Source organism: Stenotrophomonas sp. pho, from assembly GCF_006228405.1.
GTDB lineage: Bacteria > Pseudomonadota > Gammaproteobacteria > Xanthomonadales > Xanthomonadaceae > Stenotrophomonas > Stenotrophomonas sepilia.
On record NZ_CP029759.1, the window covers coordinates 1,524,817 to 1,539,534 of the forward strand.

The window sequence follows — 14,718 nt, forward strand, 5'->3', positions numbered from 1 at the left end:
TATGTATTCGCATTTCATGAATCAAGCGTGCTGATCGTGGGCGTTGGCCGGGGCTAGAACCTGAACACCACGGTTGCCGCATGCAGCAGCAGGCCGATCAACCCGCCCACCAGGGTGCCGTTGAAGCGGATGAACTGCAGGTCGCGACCCACACTCAGTTCCAGTTGCTCGACCAGGTGCCGCTCGTCCCAGCCCTTCACGGTCTGCGCGATATGCGTGGTCACGCCCTCGCGCAGGCGGCCGGTCAGGCGCTGTGCACCTTCCAGCAGGTGCTGGTTGAGGGCCTCGCGCAGGGCCGGGTCGGCCTGCAGGCTGCTGCCCAGCGACGCCAGGCTGCGCCGCAGGTGTCCGACCAGCGCCGAGTCTTCGCGTTGCAGGTCGGCGCGCAGGCTGGCATGGATACGCGCCCACAGCCCCTGCACGTAGTCCTGCAGGGCGGGGTGGTCGATCATGTCCTGCTTGAGCTGTTCGATGCGCTCAGCCAGCGCCGGGTCTTCGCGCAGGCGCTGCACGTAGTTCTGCAGCCAGGTCTCGTAGTCCTGGCGCAGCGGATGCTGCGGCTCGGCCAGCACCTGTTGCAGTTCTTCCAGTACCGCCCGCGCCAGGCGTTCGGCCAGGCTGTCGCCGATCTCGTCGATTGGCTTGACCCAGTTCACCGTGCTCGACAGCGTCGGCCATTCGCGCTGGATGTAGCGCACGATCAGCTGCGAGGCGCGCTCCTTCACCTCCGGCTGCTCCAGCCAGCGTCCCAGGCGCTGCAGGCCCTCGTCCAGCACGCGCTGGTGGCGGCCATCGGCGGTCAGCAGGGCCAGCAGTTCACCGGCGGTGGCAGCAGCGTTCCACTGCCGCAGCTGCTGCACCACGAAGGCATGCAGTTGCCGCCGCACCGCGGTTTCGTCGAAGAAATCCAGTGCCTGCAGCGCCCAGCCGCGGGCCATGTCGGCCAGCATCCGCGAGCGTGCCGGGTCGGCCAGCCAGCTACCGAGACGACTGGCCGGATCGAACACCTGCAGCTTGGCCAGCAGCACACCCGGTTCCAGGAACTGGTCGCGCACGAACAGCGCCAGGCTGTCGCCGATGCGTTCCTTGCTGCGCGGGATGATCGCGGTGTGCGGAATCGGCAGGCCCATTGGCCGCCGGAACAGCGCAACGACTGCGAACCAGTCGGCCAGCGCGCCGACCGCAGCAGCCTCGCAGAAGGCCGAAACCCAGGCCCAGATGCCGCGTTCGCCGTGCCAATGGCTGACCGCGAATCCGGCCAGCATCAACAGCAGCAGGCCCAGTGCGAGGGCTTTCAGGCGCCGCAGCTGGGCGCGGCGCGGATCGTGGGCAGGCGTCATGCCGGAAGTCTAACCGGCACGGCATGAGCATCTGGTAGTGCCGGCCGCTGGCCGGCATCTTCAGTTCACCCGATACCTTCATGGGGTTGCCGGCCAGCGGCCGGCACTACCTGCTTGCGCAGCGCGGCCAGCTGCGCGCGCAGGGTGTCGTTCTCGCGGGTCAACGCGACCACGCGGCGGCGCAGGGCCGGGGCATCCTCGCCCAGCTGTTCCAGTGCCAACAGTACCTCGGCGTCGCGGCTGGCGATCTCGTCCTCGCTGGGCTCCTCGAAGTCCATCTCGGCCGCGTCCGGCTTCGGCGCGCGCGGCTTGCGCTTGGATTCGCGCACGCGCTTGGCCGCCTGCTTCAGCTCATCCTTGCCGCCGGCGGCGGCGGCGCGTTGCTCCTCTTCGGGCAGATCGGCCACGGCTGCGGCGGCGCTGATCGAGATCACGCCGGCCTTCACTGCCTCCACCACTTCGGGTGCAGCCTGGGCATGGATGCGCTCGATCATGCCGACCTGGCTGGTACTCAGCTTGGCTTCGCGGGCCAGTTCGGCGCGGCTGAGCTTCGGTGCCGGCTCCCACGGCGGGCTGTCCTCGCCCGCCTCATCGGCAATCTCGGCGGTACCGTCGCTCTCGCGCTGCAGCTGCGCCTGCTCGACCTGCTTGCGGGCGGCCAGGATGTCGCGCTTGCGCAGCGCCAGCACGCCGCGCTGGAAATCGGACACGCTGCGACGGCCCAGATGCTGCTCGATCATCCACAGGTGAACGTCTTCCATGCTCTGGAAGCGCGTGTTCTGCACGGTGTTGAAGGGCAGGCCATGCTTCTGGCAGATGCCGAAACGGTTGTGACCATCGACCAGCACATTACCCCACAGCACCAGCGCATCGCGGCAGCCTTCGGCCAGGATGCTGCGCTCCAGCGCGTCATGTTCGTCCGCGGTCAGCGGGTCGATGTAGGCCTTGAGTTCTTCTTTGACGACGATATCCATGGGCACGGCAACGAGCAGGAGCGGAACCGCCCATTGTACCCGCTCGCCGCCGCCGGCCCGGGCTCAGGCGGTGACCCGGATCATCTCGCCCAGGGTGCCGGTGATCTGGTCGATCTGCGCCTTGTCCACGATCAGCGGCGGCGACAGCGCGATGATGTCACCGGTGCAGCGCACCAGCAGCCGGCCATCGTGGAAGCAGCGCCGGAACACCTCGTAGCCGCGGCTGCCAGGGGCATCGCGGCGCGGTGCCAGCTCGACCGCGCCGACCAGCCCGAAGTTGCGGATGTCGATCACGTTGGGCAGGCCCTGCAGCGCGTGCAGCCGTTCCTGCCAGTACTCGCCCAGTTCGATGGCGCGCTCGAACAGGCGCTCCTCGGCGTAGACGTCCAGTGTTGCCAGCGCTGCGGCGCAGGCCAGCGGGTGACCCGAGTAGGTATAGCCGTGGAACAGCTCGATGGCCTGCGGCGGGGCCTGCATCAGCGTGGCATGCACGGCGTCGCTGGCCAGCACGCCGCCCAGCGGCACCGCGCCGTTGCTGACCGCCTTGGCGAAGGTCAGCAGGTCCGGTGTGACCCCGAAGCGCTGCGCGGCGAAGGGCATGCCGACCCGGCCGAAACCGGTGATGACCTCATCGAGCACCAGCAGGATGCCGTGGTGGTCGCACAATTCGCGCAGGCGCTGCAGGTATCCGGGCGCGGGCAGGATCACCCCGGCGGAGCCGGCGATGGGCTCGACGAAGACGGCGGCAATCGTCGAGGCGTCATGCAGCGCGATCAGCCGTTCCAGGTCGTCGGCCAGCTCCGCGCCCTGGCGCGGCAGGCCCTTGCTGAACGCGTTGCGCTGCAGGTCCAGGGTGTGGCGCAGATAGTCCACGCCCCCCAGTTGCAGGCCGAACGCCCTGCGGTTGTTGGGCAGACCGCCCAGCGCCATGCCACCGAAACCGACGCCGTGATAGGCCTTCTCGCGGCTGATGAAGCGCGTGCGCTGGCCCTCGCCACGCTGGCGGTGGTAAGCCAGCACGATCTTCATCGCGGTATCCACCGCCTCCGAGCCGGAGCTGGTGAAGAACACATGGTTGAGCGGGGCCGGAGCCAGTGCGGCCAGCCGCTGTGCCAGCGCGAAGGCCGGCGGCGAGCCCACCTGGAAAGCGGGCGAGTAGTCGAGCGTGCGTGCCTGCCCGGCGATGGCCTCGACGATGCGCGGTCGCGCGTGGCCGGCGTTGCAGCACCACAGGCCGGCGGTGCCGTCGAGGATCTGTCGGCCATCGATGTCTTCGTAGTGCATGCCTTCGGCGCGGACCAGCATGCGTGGTGCCGCCTTGTACTGGCGGTTGGCGGTGAATGGCATCCAGTAAGCGTCCAGTGACTCGGGGCGCTGTGTGGTCAGGTCGTGCAGGTCGCTTCCGGGACGCTTCATGCCAGCTCCGTCGGGTCCGATGCGACGAATGTAGCGCAGCCACGTCACGGCGGAGTCGCGGTGACCCCGGTATAACCAAGGCTCGTTGAATGCTGGAGCTTCCCATGGCCGATTTTCCCGACCGCAGCCATTGGCAGGCACTGGCCCTCCAGCTGTCGATGCCAGGCCAGGCCTTCATCGATGGCCGCTATGTCGATGCAGCCAGCGGCGCCCGTTTCGACTGCGTCAGCCCGATCGACGGTCGCGTACTGGGGGCGGTCGCCGACTGCGACGCACAGGACGTGGAGCGCGCGGTACTGGCCGCGCGGCGCAGCTTCGAGGCCGGCCACTGGTCGCAGGCCAGCCCGGCCCAGCGAAAGCGCGTACTGTTGGCGCTGGCGGCATTGGTCGAAACGCATGCCGACGAGCTGGCCCTGCTGGAAACCCTAGACATGGGCAAGCCGGTGCGTGATGCGCGCCGCATCGACCTGCCAGGCGCGGTGCGCTGCCTGCGCTGGACCGCCGAGGCCGTGGACAAGCTGTACGGCGAGATCGCGCCGACCGGCCCGCACGAACTGGGACTGGTCACGCGCGAGGCCGCCGGGGTCGTGGCCGCGATCGTTCCGTGGAACTTTCCGCTGCTGATGGCCTGCTGGAAGATCGCGCCTGCATTGGCCATGGGCAACTCGGTGGTGCTCAAGCCGTCCGAGCGCTCGCCCTTGAGTGCGTTGCGGCTGGCGGCGCTGGCCGCCGAAGCGGGCCTGCCAGAGGGCGTGCTGAACGTGCTGCCGGGGCACGGTGCGCGCGTCGGTGAGCCGTTGGCCCTGCACATGGATGTGGACGTGCTCGCCTTCACCGGCTCCACGGCCACGGGCGCGAAGCTGCTGCAGTGTTCAGGACGATCCAACCTCAAGCGGGTCTGGCTGGAGTGTGGCGGCAAGAGCCCGCATGTGGTGTTCGCCGACGCCCCTGATCTGGACGCCGCCGCGAAGGCGGTGGCACAGGGTATCTTCTTCAACCAGGGCGAGGTCTGTACCGCAGGTTCGCGGCTCCTGGTACAGCGTTCGATCCGCGAGGATTTCGTGCATCAGGTGGTTGCCTATGGCCAGCACATGCACCCCCGCCATCCATTGGACCCCGATGCGCCGATGGGCGCGCTGGTGGATGCCGCGCACCTGGACAAGGTGATGGACGATATCGCGCGCGCCGAAGGCGAGGGTGCCCGGTTGCTGCTGGGTGGGCGGCGCGCCGAAGTGGAAGCCGGCGGCAGCTACGTCCAGCCCACCGTGTTCGACCAGGTGCGCCCGGAGCAGGCACTGGCGCGCGAGGAAGTGTTCGGGCCGGTGCTGGCTGTGCTTGGTTTCGAAGACGAGGCCGAAGCGGTGCGCGTGGCCAATGACAGCCGCTACGGCCTGGCCGCCGGCCTGTGGACACGGGACCTGGGGCGAGCCCACCGCGTCGCGCGCCAGCTGCGTGCCGGCAGCATCTGGGTGAACGGCTGGGATGGCGGCGACATGACCGCTCCGTTCGGGGGCTACAAGCAGTCCGGCAACGGGCGCGACAAATCGCTGCATGCGTTCGACAAGTACAGCGAGATCAAGGCCACCTGGATGCAGCTGTAACGACGCGATTGCTGGACGGCTGTTCGCTCTCTGTAGAGTCGAGCGATGCTCGACTGCCGTTCGTTCTTGTAGAGCCGAGCCATGCTCGGCTGCATCTCGCGAAGAACCGTCGAGCATGGCTCGACGTTACAGGAGGCGCCTGCCCCCTCGTCGGCATCGGTGTCGGCTGAAACCATCGTGCCGTACCGCCGCCAGCCCGTGGCAGAATCGGTCGATCTGCCATTTCCCGTGTTGCCGATGTCCTCGATCACCGCTGCCGCGCCGCCCGTGAATTCCCCCCGTCGTGTTCTGCTGGCCAGCCTGATCGGTACCACGATCGAGTTCTTCGACTTCTACATCTACGCCACGGCCGCGGTGCTGGTGTTCCCGCACCTGTTCTTCCCGGACAGCAGCGAACAGGCAGCCCTGCTGCAGTCGCTGGCAACCTTCGCGGTGGCCTTCATCGCACGCCCGGTTGGCTCGGCAGTGTTCGGCCATTTCGGCGATCGCATCGGCCGCAAGGCCACCCTGGTGGCTGCGCTGCTGACCATGGGGCTGTCCACGGTGCTGATCGGCCTGCTGCCGACGCACGCACAGATCGGTCTGTGGGCGCCGGCGCTTCTGGCGCTGTGCCGTTTCGGCCAGGGCCTGGGTCTGGGCGGCGAGTGGGGCGGGGCAGTGCTGCTGGCCACCGAGAACGCACCGCCGGGCAAGCGTGCCTGGTACGGCATGTTCCCGCAGCTGGGTGCACCGCTCGGCTTTCTGCTGTCGGCCGGCATCTTCCTGGTGCTCGGCCGTTGCCTGAGCCAGGCCGACTTCCTGCAGTGGGGCTGGCGCATTCCGTTCGTGGCCAGCGCGCTGCTGGTCGGCCTCGGCCTGTGGGTGCGGCTGAACATCCACGAGACCCCCGACTTCAAGCAGGCGCTGGAGCGCAAGGCGCCGGTGCGGCTGCCGATGTGGACGGTGCTGCGTGACCACCCGGTGCCGATGCTGCTGGGTACCCTGGGCGCGTTCGCCACCTTCGTGCTGTTCTACCTGATGACCGTGTTCAGCCTCGGCCATGGCACGGCGGTGCTGGGTTACAGCCGCGAGCAGTTCCTGCTGATGCAGATGGCCGGCATGCTGTTCTTCGCGCTGGGCATCCCGCTGTCGGCGCGCTATGGCGACCGCTGGGGGACGCGCCGCACGATGATCGTGGCCAGCGTGCTGATCATCGGTTTCGGCGTGCTGTTCGCGCCGCTGTTCCAGCCGCACAGCCCGTGGATGGTCACCGCCTTCCTGTGCCTGGGCCTGTTCCTGATGGGCCTGACCTATGGTCCCTGCGGTACCTTCCTGGCCGAGATCTACCCGGTGGAGGTGCGCTACACCGGCGCATCGCTGTCATTCAACCTGGCCGGCATTCTGGGTGCGGCACCGGCGCCGTACCTGGCCACCTGGCTGGCCGAACGCTTCGGTCTGGTCGCGGTCGGCTACTACCTGTGCCTGACTGCGGCAGCGACGCTGTGCGCGCTGGTGGCACTGCACCGGCGCGCGCTGCGGTTCAGCCAAAGAAGCGCTTGAGCGTGCGTCCCAGCCAGCCACCGCCCTGGTGCTCGCGGGTGAACTGGTTCAGGTGTGCCTTGACCTGTTCGGCATAGGCCTGATCATCGCCGCGGATGTGGTTGAACAACCAGCGCGAGAGCATCGTGCGCAGTTCATCGCTGATGTCCTCGCCGGCCTGGAAGCGCAGCCGGTACTCGGCCACACGCTTGATGAAGATCTCATGCACGCGCTTGTGCGCGGCACAGAACGGGTAGCCCGCTTCCTCCATCAGCTCTTCCTCGAACGCGAAGTGCGACATGGTGTAGTCGACCACCTCGTCGATCACTTCACCCACTGCCGCGCGCTGCAGGCTGGACTGGGCCACGTGCAGGTGGTTGAGCATCTCGATGATGCGGCGGTGTTGTTGGTCGATCACATCGATGCCGATGTTCAGATCGTCCTGCCAGACCAGTAGTGCCATCCCCGGCTCCCCTTCATGCGTATGTCGGGGCCGACTGTAGAGCTGCCGTGCGGGAACGGCGTTGATCTGGATCAAAGCGAGCCGGTCAGGTCAGCGCAGGCTCGCGTGGACGCAGCGGGCTGGCCACCGTGGTGCAGCTGACCCGATTGCGGCCACCGGCCTTGGCCAGGTACAGCTGGCGGTCGGCCTCGGAGATCAGCCGGTGCAGCGCATCGAGCTGCGGGCGCAGGCAGCACAGGCCGATGCTGACCGTCATGCGCAGGGTAGCGGTGCCGATGTCCACCTCCAGTGCGGCGATGCGCTGGCGCAGCTCCTCGAAGTACAGCAGCGCCTCGTCCTGTTCCATGTCTGGCACCAGCAGGCAGAACTCCTCGCCGCCGAAGCGCGCGATCAGGTCGTGGCTGCGTGCATGCGCGGTCACCGCGCCGGCCACCGCGCGCAGCGCGTCGTCGCCCGCTTCGTGGCCATGGGTGTCGTTGATGTGCTTGAAGTGGTCGATGTCGATCATCGCCACCGCCACGCATTGGCCGTGCAGCTGCAGCTGCGGCAGCTGACGCTGGCTCTGCTCCAGGAAGAAGCGTCGGTTGGGCAGGCCGGTGAGGAAATCGCGGGTGGCCAGGTCCTGCAGGGTGCCGATCAGCTCCAGCTGGTCCACGTTCTGCGAGACGCGGCAGAAGAACTCCTCGCGCGAGAACGGCTTGCGCAGGAAATCGTTGGCGCCGTTCTTCAGGAAGCGCGGGATCAATGAGGCGTCGGTATTGCCGGAGATGCCGATCACCGCCACCTTGTCGCGCGAGCGCAGGGTGCGGAGGCGATGGGTGAATTCCACGCCTTGCATGCCGGGCATTTCCTGGTCGACCACCGCCAGGCGGATCGCCGGATGCGCCTCGATAGCAGCCAGGCCCTCGTTGCCGTCGGCGGCTTCGTGCACCTCATGCCCATACATCCGCAGCAGGGCGGCGGCATAGCCACGCGCGGACGGCGAATCGTCCACCACCAGCGCGGCGATGCGTCGGTTGCGTTCCAGCCGCTGCACCAGCCACACCAGGTAGTCGATGCTGCCCGGGGTGTTCTTCAGCACGTAGTCGATGATCTGCTGCTGTAGTACGCGCTTGCGCAGGTCCTCGTCGTAAACGCCGCTGACCACCACCGTCGGCAGGTCGCGCTTGAGGAAGAACTCGACCACCGCATCGCGGTCGCCGTCGGCCAGCACCAGTCCGGTCAGCACCAGGAACCAGCCCCCGCCTTCGCTGAGCAGCCGGTCGGCCTCGGCCAGGGTGGAGGCGATCACCACCGGCAGTTCCAGGCGCTGCTCGATGGCTTCGCGCAGCATGCCGGTGAACGCACGGGAGTTTTCGACCAGCAGGATCCGCTGCGGCAGCGGATCGGCCAGGTCGCCATCGACGGCGGCCTGCGGCAGCACGGGCATGATGCGGTGGCTCACGAGGGAGGGGCTCGGCACGGATAGCGGCGGTTTCGGGCGCAACTTTAGCGGAGCAGCGTGCCCTGCGCGTCGTTCCCGGTCAGGCAGGCGATGCGAATGCCGCCGCTGTACCCGCAATCGATTCGTGCAGGACGAGCCGGAGCCGGTTGCTACGGCAATGCACCGTGCCGCCGTAGGCCATTATCCGGCCGGCCAGACGCTCGGTGGCTTGCTGAACGGTCCGGTTCGACAGCGTGCAACCACGGTCAAGCAGGCCCACAACCACCACGATGCCGCGGCGTTCGCCAGCCTGGCCGCTCCGGGCGCGCACGCTGACCTGTCCCGATTCCAGCTCCAGCAGCAGCGACACCGCCTCGATCAGCGAGCGATAGATGGCGAGTTGCAGGTCCACCGTCAGCAAGCAGGGGTTGCCCTCCAGCCGGGGCGGAATCACGCGATGGGAGTTGTTCCAGGTCTCGCATGCGCCGCCAACCCGAAGCGCGATATACAGCCCAACCTGCTCCAGCCCCGTGGGGTAGACCAGACTGGCCTGTTCACGGAACAGCCGCGAGTGCACGGATGAGGCGTGCTGCAGGCTGTTGGCCACGGCATGATGCCCCTGCGCCTTCAGCCAGCTGACCATCTCGCCGAGCGAGCTGTCCATGCCTTCGCCGAGTTGCTTGAGATGGGAGGCGCGCTCGCGAAGCTCACGCTCACGGGTCTGATGCGAACTGCGTGCCAAGCGCAATGTGGTTTCCTCAGCCAGTCCACGGGACCGTGCACGCTCATGGTGATAGCTGATGCTGGATCCCAGTGCGAGCAGTGCGACACTCATCACGGCCATGTTCTGCTGGGTGGCGAAGGTGCCCAGGTCGAACGAGGACGGTAGGCCGGTGCTGGGTGTGGCGAAATGGAGTGGAAGGTTCAACAGCGGAATCGCGATGGCAGCGCCACGCCACCCATGCATGAAGGTCAGGGCGATCGCTGGGAGGGAGGACAGCAGCACCAGGTGGGTGCGTGTGGTGTGGGCGCTGATGGCCGTCAGCTGCATGCACAGGCCCAGGACCAGCATCACCAGGATGGCCGTGACCGTAGGCGCAGCAAAGCGGCGCGTCCAATTGGGATCCGCGTGTCGTCGCGACCAGAGGAATGCCAACGGCACGAGGGTGATGATGGCGGCGAAGTGGCCAAAGATCGTGCGATCAACTGCGCTAAGCAGGTTGCTGGGCGGCGGGTTCGACCACAGAGCAAATGAAATGCCCATATTGAGAGCCGGGACGAACAATGCCGTGCAGAAGGTCAGCGACAGCAGCCAGAGGCCGGTGGCGGACTCTGATGGCATTCTCATGCGATGCAAGTAGACCACCAGCATCGCCAGCGGCATCAGCAGAGTCGAGGCCAGGATGACCCAGACCAGGCCGTAGCTATCGATCATGGGGATGCGCAGGGTTGCGAAGTACGCGTACTCCCCAAGCAGCAGGTAGGGCCACAGGCGGGTCGGGACGATCAGTAGTGCCGCTGCCCGGATGCCCGCAGGCAGGAAGAACTGATCCAGCGAGAACTGACGGGAGGCAAGGCAGCTCAGGGCGTAGACGGCCGCGAGTGCGATTCCGACGGGTCGGATCCGGAAGCTCAGTTCAATCGATTCTTTGAATCGCTCCAAGCCCGCGTCTCCCGTCTCCCGGCCAATGATGACTGGCCACTTCCGAAGACATTATCGACAGTTGGAGAAGGGCGCAATCGAGGTGCGTGGCCTCCCTTTGCGCTGCAATTGGCGGCTTCCTGTGCTTCGTGGCCCTACACGCCCGGCAGTGCGGCGGCATAGCCACCAACGGACGGTTAATCTTCCACAATCAGCGCGCCCACGGTTCGATCACGTTTTAGCCGTTGCACCAGGCACATTGGGCAGTTGATGCTGTCCGCTGTGTTCCCCATCACACAATCGACGATGTCCTGCAGTTACACGCGCTTGTCCAGGTCCTTGTCTCAGATGCCACTGACCTGCACCGTGGCGGGTTTCGATGCAGGTATTGGCGATTTCGGACGCAGCATCGGCGTGGCATGGGTTTGCATCGATCCAGTGGATTATGTCCCATGGGCACTACGGAGTCCGCCCGGTATATGCTGATGCGATTGGCGGTAGCATCCTTCTTGATCCGTATTGCATCCAACCTGGAGGTTAGTGTGAGAAGTTTCCGAATTCATGCATTTGCTGGTGCATTGATGTTGGTGCCGGTATCCGTTTTTGCTTTTGCCCCGGGTGACGACCATGGAATCAAGATGGCCGGCCAAGGACTCGGCCAGTCGATTCCGCAGGCACAAGACCTGAGCGTGGATCCCGGCTGGTTGGTCTATGGGTTCGAGCGCGATGGCATGGACTATTTCCAGGTAAACGATCTCGCAGGGCACGTGCACATCGTGATCGGCAATGCTGCGGGCACGTTCTGGGTGCTGCCGGCAGGTGACCCATCTGCGAGGGTGTCGTTGCCGGAGCAGCGCCTGCCTGTTCCCGCAAAAGCCACCAGAACGGTTGTCTATCGGTCTTCCGCATTCACGCTGGTCAGATATGCTGGCGGAGCTGATGTGTTGTGGGCGGTAGAGGCACCCTGATACTGCCTGTTGCCGGGATATCGGCGAGCTTGAGTGTCGGGCTGCATGGGCACCCGGATGTTCGCCGGGTGCCCATGACGCCCTTGGCCAGGGGATGAGCGGGACGCTTATGCGATTCCGCTGCTTTGGTTCGCTCCGGCCGCTTGACTGTGAAATGCACTACTGCAGCGCAGAGGGTGCGGGGCAGTTGTACTGCGATGGAGCGCTGGGCACTGCCTCAAGTTTTGATTCACGGTCGAGGAACAGAATCCTGACCCGGTTGCCATAGCAGTCAACGGTCCCGTCATAGGGCAGGGTTCGCCCGGACAGCCGCTCGAACGCTGCCATGGTTGTCTGCTGGGAAAGGCGCCGACGCGACTCCAGCAGCGACACGACCATGAGGATTCCGCGCCTGGAACCCATTCCGCCGCACCTTGCACGAATGCGAATCTGGCCACCTTCATGCTTGAGAAGAATGGAGACCGCATCAATGAGTGTTCGGTAAGCGGCCAACTGCAGTTCCACGCTCAGGTTGCAGGGGTCGCCCTTCAGATCCGGGCGGAGAACGCGCTCCGTCAGCTTCCATGACTCACGGATGCCGCCAGCCTGCAAAGCCACGTAAAGCCCAAGATGCTCCAGGCCCGAGGGATAGACCATGCTTGTCTGTTCGCGAAAGAGCCGCGAATGCACATTTGAGGTATGCAGAAGGCTGCTGGCCACTGCGTGATGTCCCTGGGCCTTGAGCCAGTCGGCCAGCTCAACCAGCGACGTATCAATGCCGTCGCCGAGCTTGCGAAGGTGCAGGGCACGCTCACGCAGCTCCATCTCGCTGGCCAATTGCGAGCTCCTCGCAAGATGGATGGCGTCCCTTTCCCCCATCTCGCGCAGCCTGTAACGATGGTAGAAGTGGGTGATGCGTGATCCGAGCAACAGCAATACGATGCCGCTGATCGCCATGATCTGCTGGGTGATGAAGGCCGCTGGATCGAATGCGGTTGGATGTGTGTTGGGCGTGGTCAGGCCGATGACCATGTTGAGCACCGGCACTGCAAGGGCGGCACCCTTCCAGCCATACAGGCAGGTAAGTGCGGCCGCGGGGAGTGCCAACAGCAGCAGGAGCGTTGCCTTCAGCGCAACCCAGTCTGCGGGCAGTTGAGTTGCTGCTATCCCGATCAGCAGCATCAACGAAAGTGCCGCCAGCATCGGGGTCTTTCGTCCAGCGTTCCACTCCTGCCCCACGTCCTGTCGCGCCCACAGCATGGCGATGGGGGCCACCGTCAGAATGCCGATGAAGTCGCCCACGCTGTAACGCGCCGCATTGGTCAGGAAGGGCGTGGAAGGGGGTGTTGGCCAGAGCAGATGGGAAAAGCTGAGGTTCAGCAGAGTAATAACGACGCTGGAAGCGGCGGCAATCAACAAGAGGCCGATCGTCTGCGACTCCGCCATCAGTCGCCGTTGCAGCTTCACAATCAACATCACTGCGGGCATGAGGAACGCGGAGGCAACAATGACCCATGTCAGGCCGTACTTCTCGATCATTGGCACGCGGGACTGTGCAAAGTACGCATATTCGCCCAGCAGCAGATAAGGCCACAGGCGCGGCGGGCACAACAGTACGGCCGCCACCCGGATGCCGGCTGGCAAATAGAACTGATCCAGCGACAGCTGTCGGGTTGCCCAATAGGCAACTGCATAAAGCAAGGCAAGCATCAGGCCAGCCGGACGAATGCGCACCTTCAGCAACAATCCTTCTTTCCACCAGTCCAATCGCACGTCCCCCTCTCCTACGTGTCCCCTGTCAGCTTCCATTCGCCGCGGGGCCCGGTTTCTCAGGACGTTATCGGTCTGCGAACGATTATGCAATTGCACAGCTGCGCATTTAGGTAATTGACCAACCATCCATCACACATGTTGCGTGAAAATCTGTGACGTGTGCAGCACGATCAGCGCTGCGGTGCGCTTGTCAGAACGTTCAATACAGGTGGAGATGCAGAATCTTCACCACAACGCATCCCGCAGCTTGTACCACGACATCGCCGCCACCAGCAGCGGCGTGCGCAGCAGCCGGCCGCCAGGGAAAGGCGCATGCCGCAGCCGCTGGAACACGTCCAGGCGCTCGCTCTGGCCGGCAATCGCGGCGGCGATGACTTCGCCGGCCAGCCCGGCGGCGGCCACCCCATGGCCGGAGAACCCCTGCGCGAAGTACAGGTTGCCGTCCAGCCGGCCCCAATGCGGGGCGCGGTTGCGGGTGATGTCCACGTAACCGCCCCAGACCTGCTCCAGCGGCACGTCGGCCAGTTGTGGAAACACCTGGTGCATGCGCCGCTGCATCACCCCGTGCAGGCCGGGTGGGGGCAACGCCGAGTAACTGGCGCGACCGCCGAACAGCAGCCGGTGATCGTGGCTGAGGCGGAAATAGTCCAGTGCCCACGCGGTGTCGGCCACGGCCATGTTGTTGCCGATCAGGGCGCGGGCGCGCTCGGCACCGAGCGGCGCGCTGGCGCCGATATAGGTGCCGACCGGCATGATCCGGCGTTCCAGCTCGGGCAGCAGGCCCTGCAGCCAGGCATTGCCGGCAACCACCAGGTGCGCAGCGCGCACGCTGCCCCGCGCGGTATGCAGGGTGGGCTGCGGTCCGCGCTGCACGCGGGTCACTGCGGAGTTCTCGTGGATCACCACGCCGGCCGCGCGCGCCGCATCGGCCAGGCCACGCGCATAGGCCAGCGGGTGCAAGTGCGCGCTGTGCGGATCGAACATCGCGGCGCGGTAGCGCGGGCTGTCCAGCTGCGCGCGCAGGGCATCACGGTCCCACCACTGCATCGGGTAGTCGTAGTGGCGCTGAAGGTGCTCGCAGTTGGCGTGCAGGTCGCGCTCGTGGCGTTCGCGGATGGCGACGCTGGCGTGGCCCTCCACCCAATGGCAGTCGATACCATGGCGATCGATGCGCCTGCGCATCGCCTGTACCGCTTCGCGCGACCAGTCGAACAGGTGGCGCGCATCGTCACGGCCGAGCTGACGCTCCAGCTCATCCACCTCGCAGCCATAGCCGGCCAGCGCCTGGCCACCATTGCGGCCGGACGCGCCCCAGCCGACCCGCTGTGCGTCCAGCACCACCACGCGCTGGCCACGCGCGGCCAGTTCCAGTGCGGCGGTCAGGCCGGTATAGCCGGCGCCCAGCACCGCAACGTCGGCCTGCACCTGCCCCTGCAACGAGGGCAGTGCGGGTGGTTCGGGCAGGCTGGAGGCATACCAGCTGGGCGGAAACGCGGCGCTCACTGCAGGCCTCGCGGGTGCAGTGCGGGAGGACGGAGCAGGGCAGGTCGATCAGCGTTCACCCCGGTAGTTTCGCCGATGCGCGGCAGCTGCGGTGTGACGACAGCGACTTGCCGCCGTT

The 14,718-nt window shown here is 66.0% G+C and carries 11 protein-coding genes; 3 read left to right on the forward strand and 8 right to left on the reverse strand.

Annotated features, from left to right (window positions below; all coding sequences use genetic code 11):
• Positions 1 to 53: 53 nt before the first annotated feature.
• The 3 genes from DL544_RS07145 to aptA all read right to left on the reverse strand — a co-directional run bounded on the left by DL544_RS07145 (position 54) and on the right by aptA (position 3,730).
• Positions 54 to 1,340, reverse strand: coding sequence for a DUF445 domain-containing protein (locus DL544_RS07145; RefSeq protein ID WP_065177404.1), 1,287 nt, complete (start codon positions 1,338 to 1,340; stop codon positions 54 to 56).
• Positions 1,341 to 1,405: 65 nt separating this feature from the next.
• On the reverse strand, positions 1,406 to 2,314 hold the full coding sequence (locus tag DL544_RS07150; RefSeq protein WP_005415912.1) for a hypothetical protein: 909 nt from the start codon (positions 2,312 to 2,314) through the stop codon (positions 1,406 to 1,408).
• Positions 2,315 to 2,377: 63 nt separating this feature from the next.
• The gene (aptA, locus tag DL544_RS07155; protein WP_139726942.1) at positions 2,378 to 3,730 is read right to left on the reverse strand and encodes an omega-aminotransferase AptA; all 1,353 of its coding nucleotides are present in this window, start codon (positions 3,728 to 3,730) and stop codon (positions 2,378 to 2,380) included.
• A gap of 104 nt (positions 3,731 to 3,834) precedes the next feature.
• Between aptA and DL544_RS07160 the strand changes: the two genes are divergently transcribed.
• Together DL544_RS07160 and DL544_RS07165 are read left to right on the forward strand one after the other, a co-directional pair.
• Positions 3,835 to 5,331: an aldehyde dehydrogenase gene (locus tag DL544_RS07160; RefSeq protein WP_065177402.1), complete on the forward strand. Its 1,497-nt coding sequence runs from the start codon at positions 3,835 to 3,837 to the stop codon at positions 5,329 to 5,331.
• A 237-nt stretch (positions 5,332 to 5,568) separates the two neighbouring features.
• Positions 5,569 to 6,870 (forward strand): MFS transporter, encoded by a 1,302-nt coding sequence (locus DL544_RS07165; protein ID WP_032954064.1) that lies wholly within the window; start codon positions 5,569 to 5,571, stop codon positions 6,868 to 6,870.
• Here DL544_RS07165 and DL544_RS07170 read toward each other — a convergent pair.
• The 3 genes from DL544_RS07170 to DL544_RS07180 form a co-directional block, all read right to left on the reverse strand.
• Positions 6,851 to 7,312 carry a bacteriohemerythrin gene (locus tag DL544_RS07170; RefSeq protein ID WP_005415916.1) on the reverse strand — a complete coding sequence of 154 codons (462 nt, stop codon included), beginning with the start codon at positions 7,310 to 7,312 and terminating at the stop codon, positions 6,851 to 6,853. The genes DL544_RS07165 and DL544_RS07170 overlap by 20 nt on opposite strands.
• An 85-nt stretch (positions 7,313 to 7,397) precedes the next feature.
• On the reverse strand, positions 7,398 to 8,741 hold the full coding sequence (locus DL544_RS07175) for a diguanylate cyclase (RefSeq protein WP_139728082.1): 1,344 nt from the start codon (positions 8,739 to 8,741) through the stop codon (positions 7,398 to 7,400).
• Between the two features lie 94 nt (positions 8,742 to 8,835).
• Positions 8,836 to 10,398, reverse strand: coding sequence for an MASE1 domain-containing protein (locus DL544_RS07180; RefSeq protein ID WP_005415918.1), 1,563 nt, complete (start codon positions 10,396 to 10,398; stop codon positions 8,836 to 8,838).
• Positions 10,399 to 10,856: 458 nt separating this feature from the next.
• Here DL544_RS07180 and DL544_RS07185 point away from each other — a divergent pair, with 458 nt between their 5' ends.
• On the forward strand, positions 10,857 to 11,345 hold the full coding sequence (locus DL544_RS07185; protein WP_032954065.1) for a hypothetical protein: 489 nt from the start codon (positions 10,857 to 10,859) through the stop codon (positions 11,343 to 11,345).
• Positions 11,346 to 11,504: 159 nt separating this feature from the next.
• Here the strand turns inward: DL544_RS07185 and DL544_RS07190 are convergent, their stop codons facing one another.
• Both DL544_RS07190 and DL544_RS07195 read right to left on the reverse strand, forming a co-directional pair.
• On the reverse strand, positions 11,505 to 13,097 hold the full coding sequence (locus tag DL544_RS07190) for an MASE1 domain-containing protein (protein WP_065186143.1): 1,593 nt from the start codon (positions 13,095 to 13,097) through the stop codon (positions 11,505 to 11,507).
• Between the two features lie 225 nt (positions 13,098 to 13,322).
• Entirely contained in the window at positions 13,323 to 14,561 is a 1,239-nt protein-coding gene (locus tag DL544_RS07195; RefSeq protein WP_194442127.1) for an NAD(P)/FAD-dependent oxidoreductase, read from the reverse strand.
• Positions 14,562 to 14,718 lie beyond the last annotated feature (157 nt).

Bases quoted from the DNA above. Each gene is read 5' to 3' on its own strand.
- DL544_RS07145 (WP_065177404.1), bottom strand. From the start codon at position 1,340: ATGACGCCTGCCCACGATCCGCGCCGCGCCCAGCTGCGGCGCCTGAAA.
- DL544_RS07150 (WP_005415912.1), bottom strand. From the start codon at position 2,314: ATGGATATCGTCGTCAAAGAAGAACTCAAGGCCTACATCGACCCGCTG.
- aptA (WP_139726942.1), bottom strand. From the start codon at position 3,730: ATGAAGCGTCCCGGAAGCGACCTGCACGACCTGACCACACAGCGCCCC.
- DL544_RS07160 (WP_065177402.1), top strand. From the start codon at position 3,835: ATGGCCGATTTTCCCGACCGCAGCCATTGGCAGGCACTGGCCCTCCAG.
- DL544_RS07165 (WP_032954064.1), top strand. From the start codon at position 5,569: ATGTCCTCGATCACCGCTGCCGCGCCGCCCGTGAATTCCCCCCGTCGT.
- DL544_RS07170 (WP_005415916.1), bottom strand. From the start codon at position 7,312: ATGGCACTACTGGTCTGGCAGGACGATCTGAACATCGGCATCGATGTG.
- DL544_RS07175 (WP_139728082.1), bottom strand. From the start codon at position 8,741: ATGCCCGTGCTGCCGCAGGCCGCCGTCGATGGCGACCTGGCCGATCCG.
- DL544_RS07185 (WP_032954065.1), top strand. From the start codon at position 10,857: ATGCTGATGCGATTGGCGGTAGCATCCTTCTTGATCCGTATTGCATCC.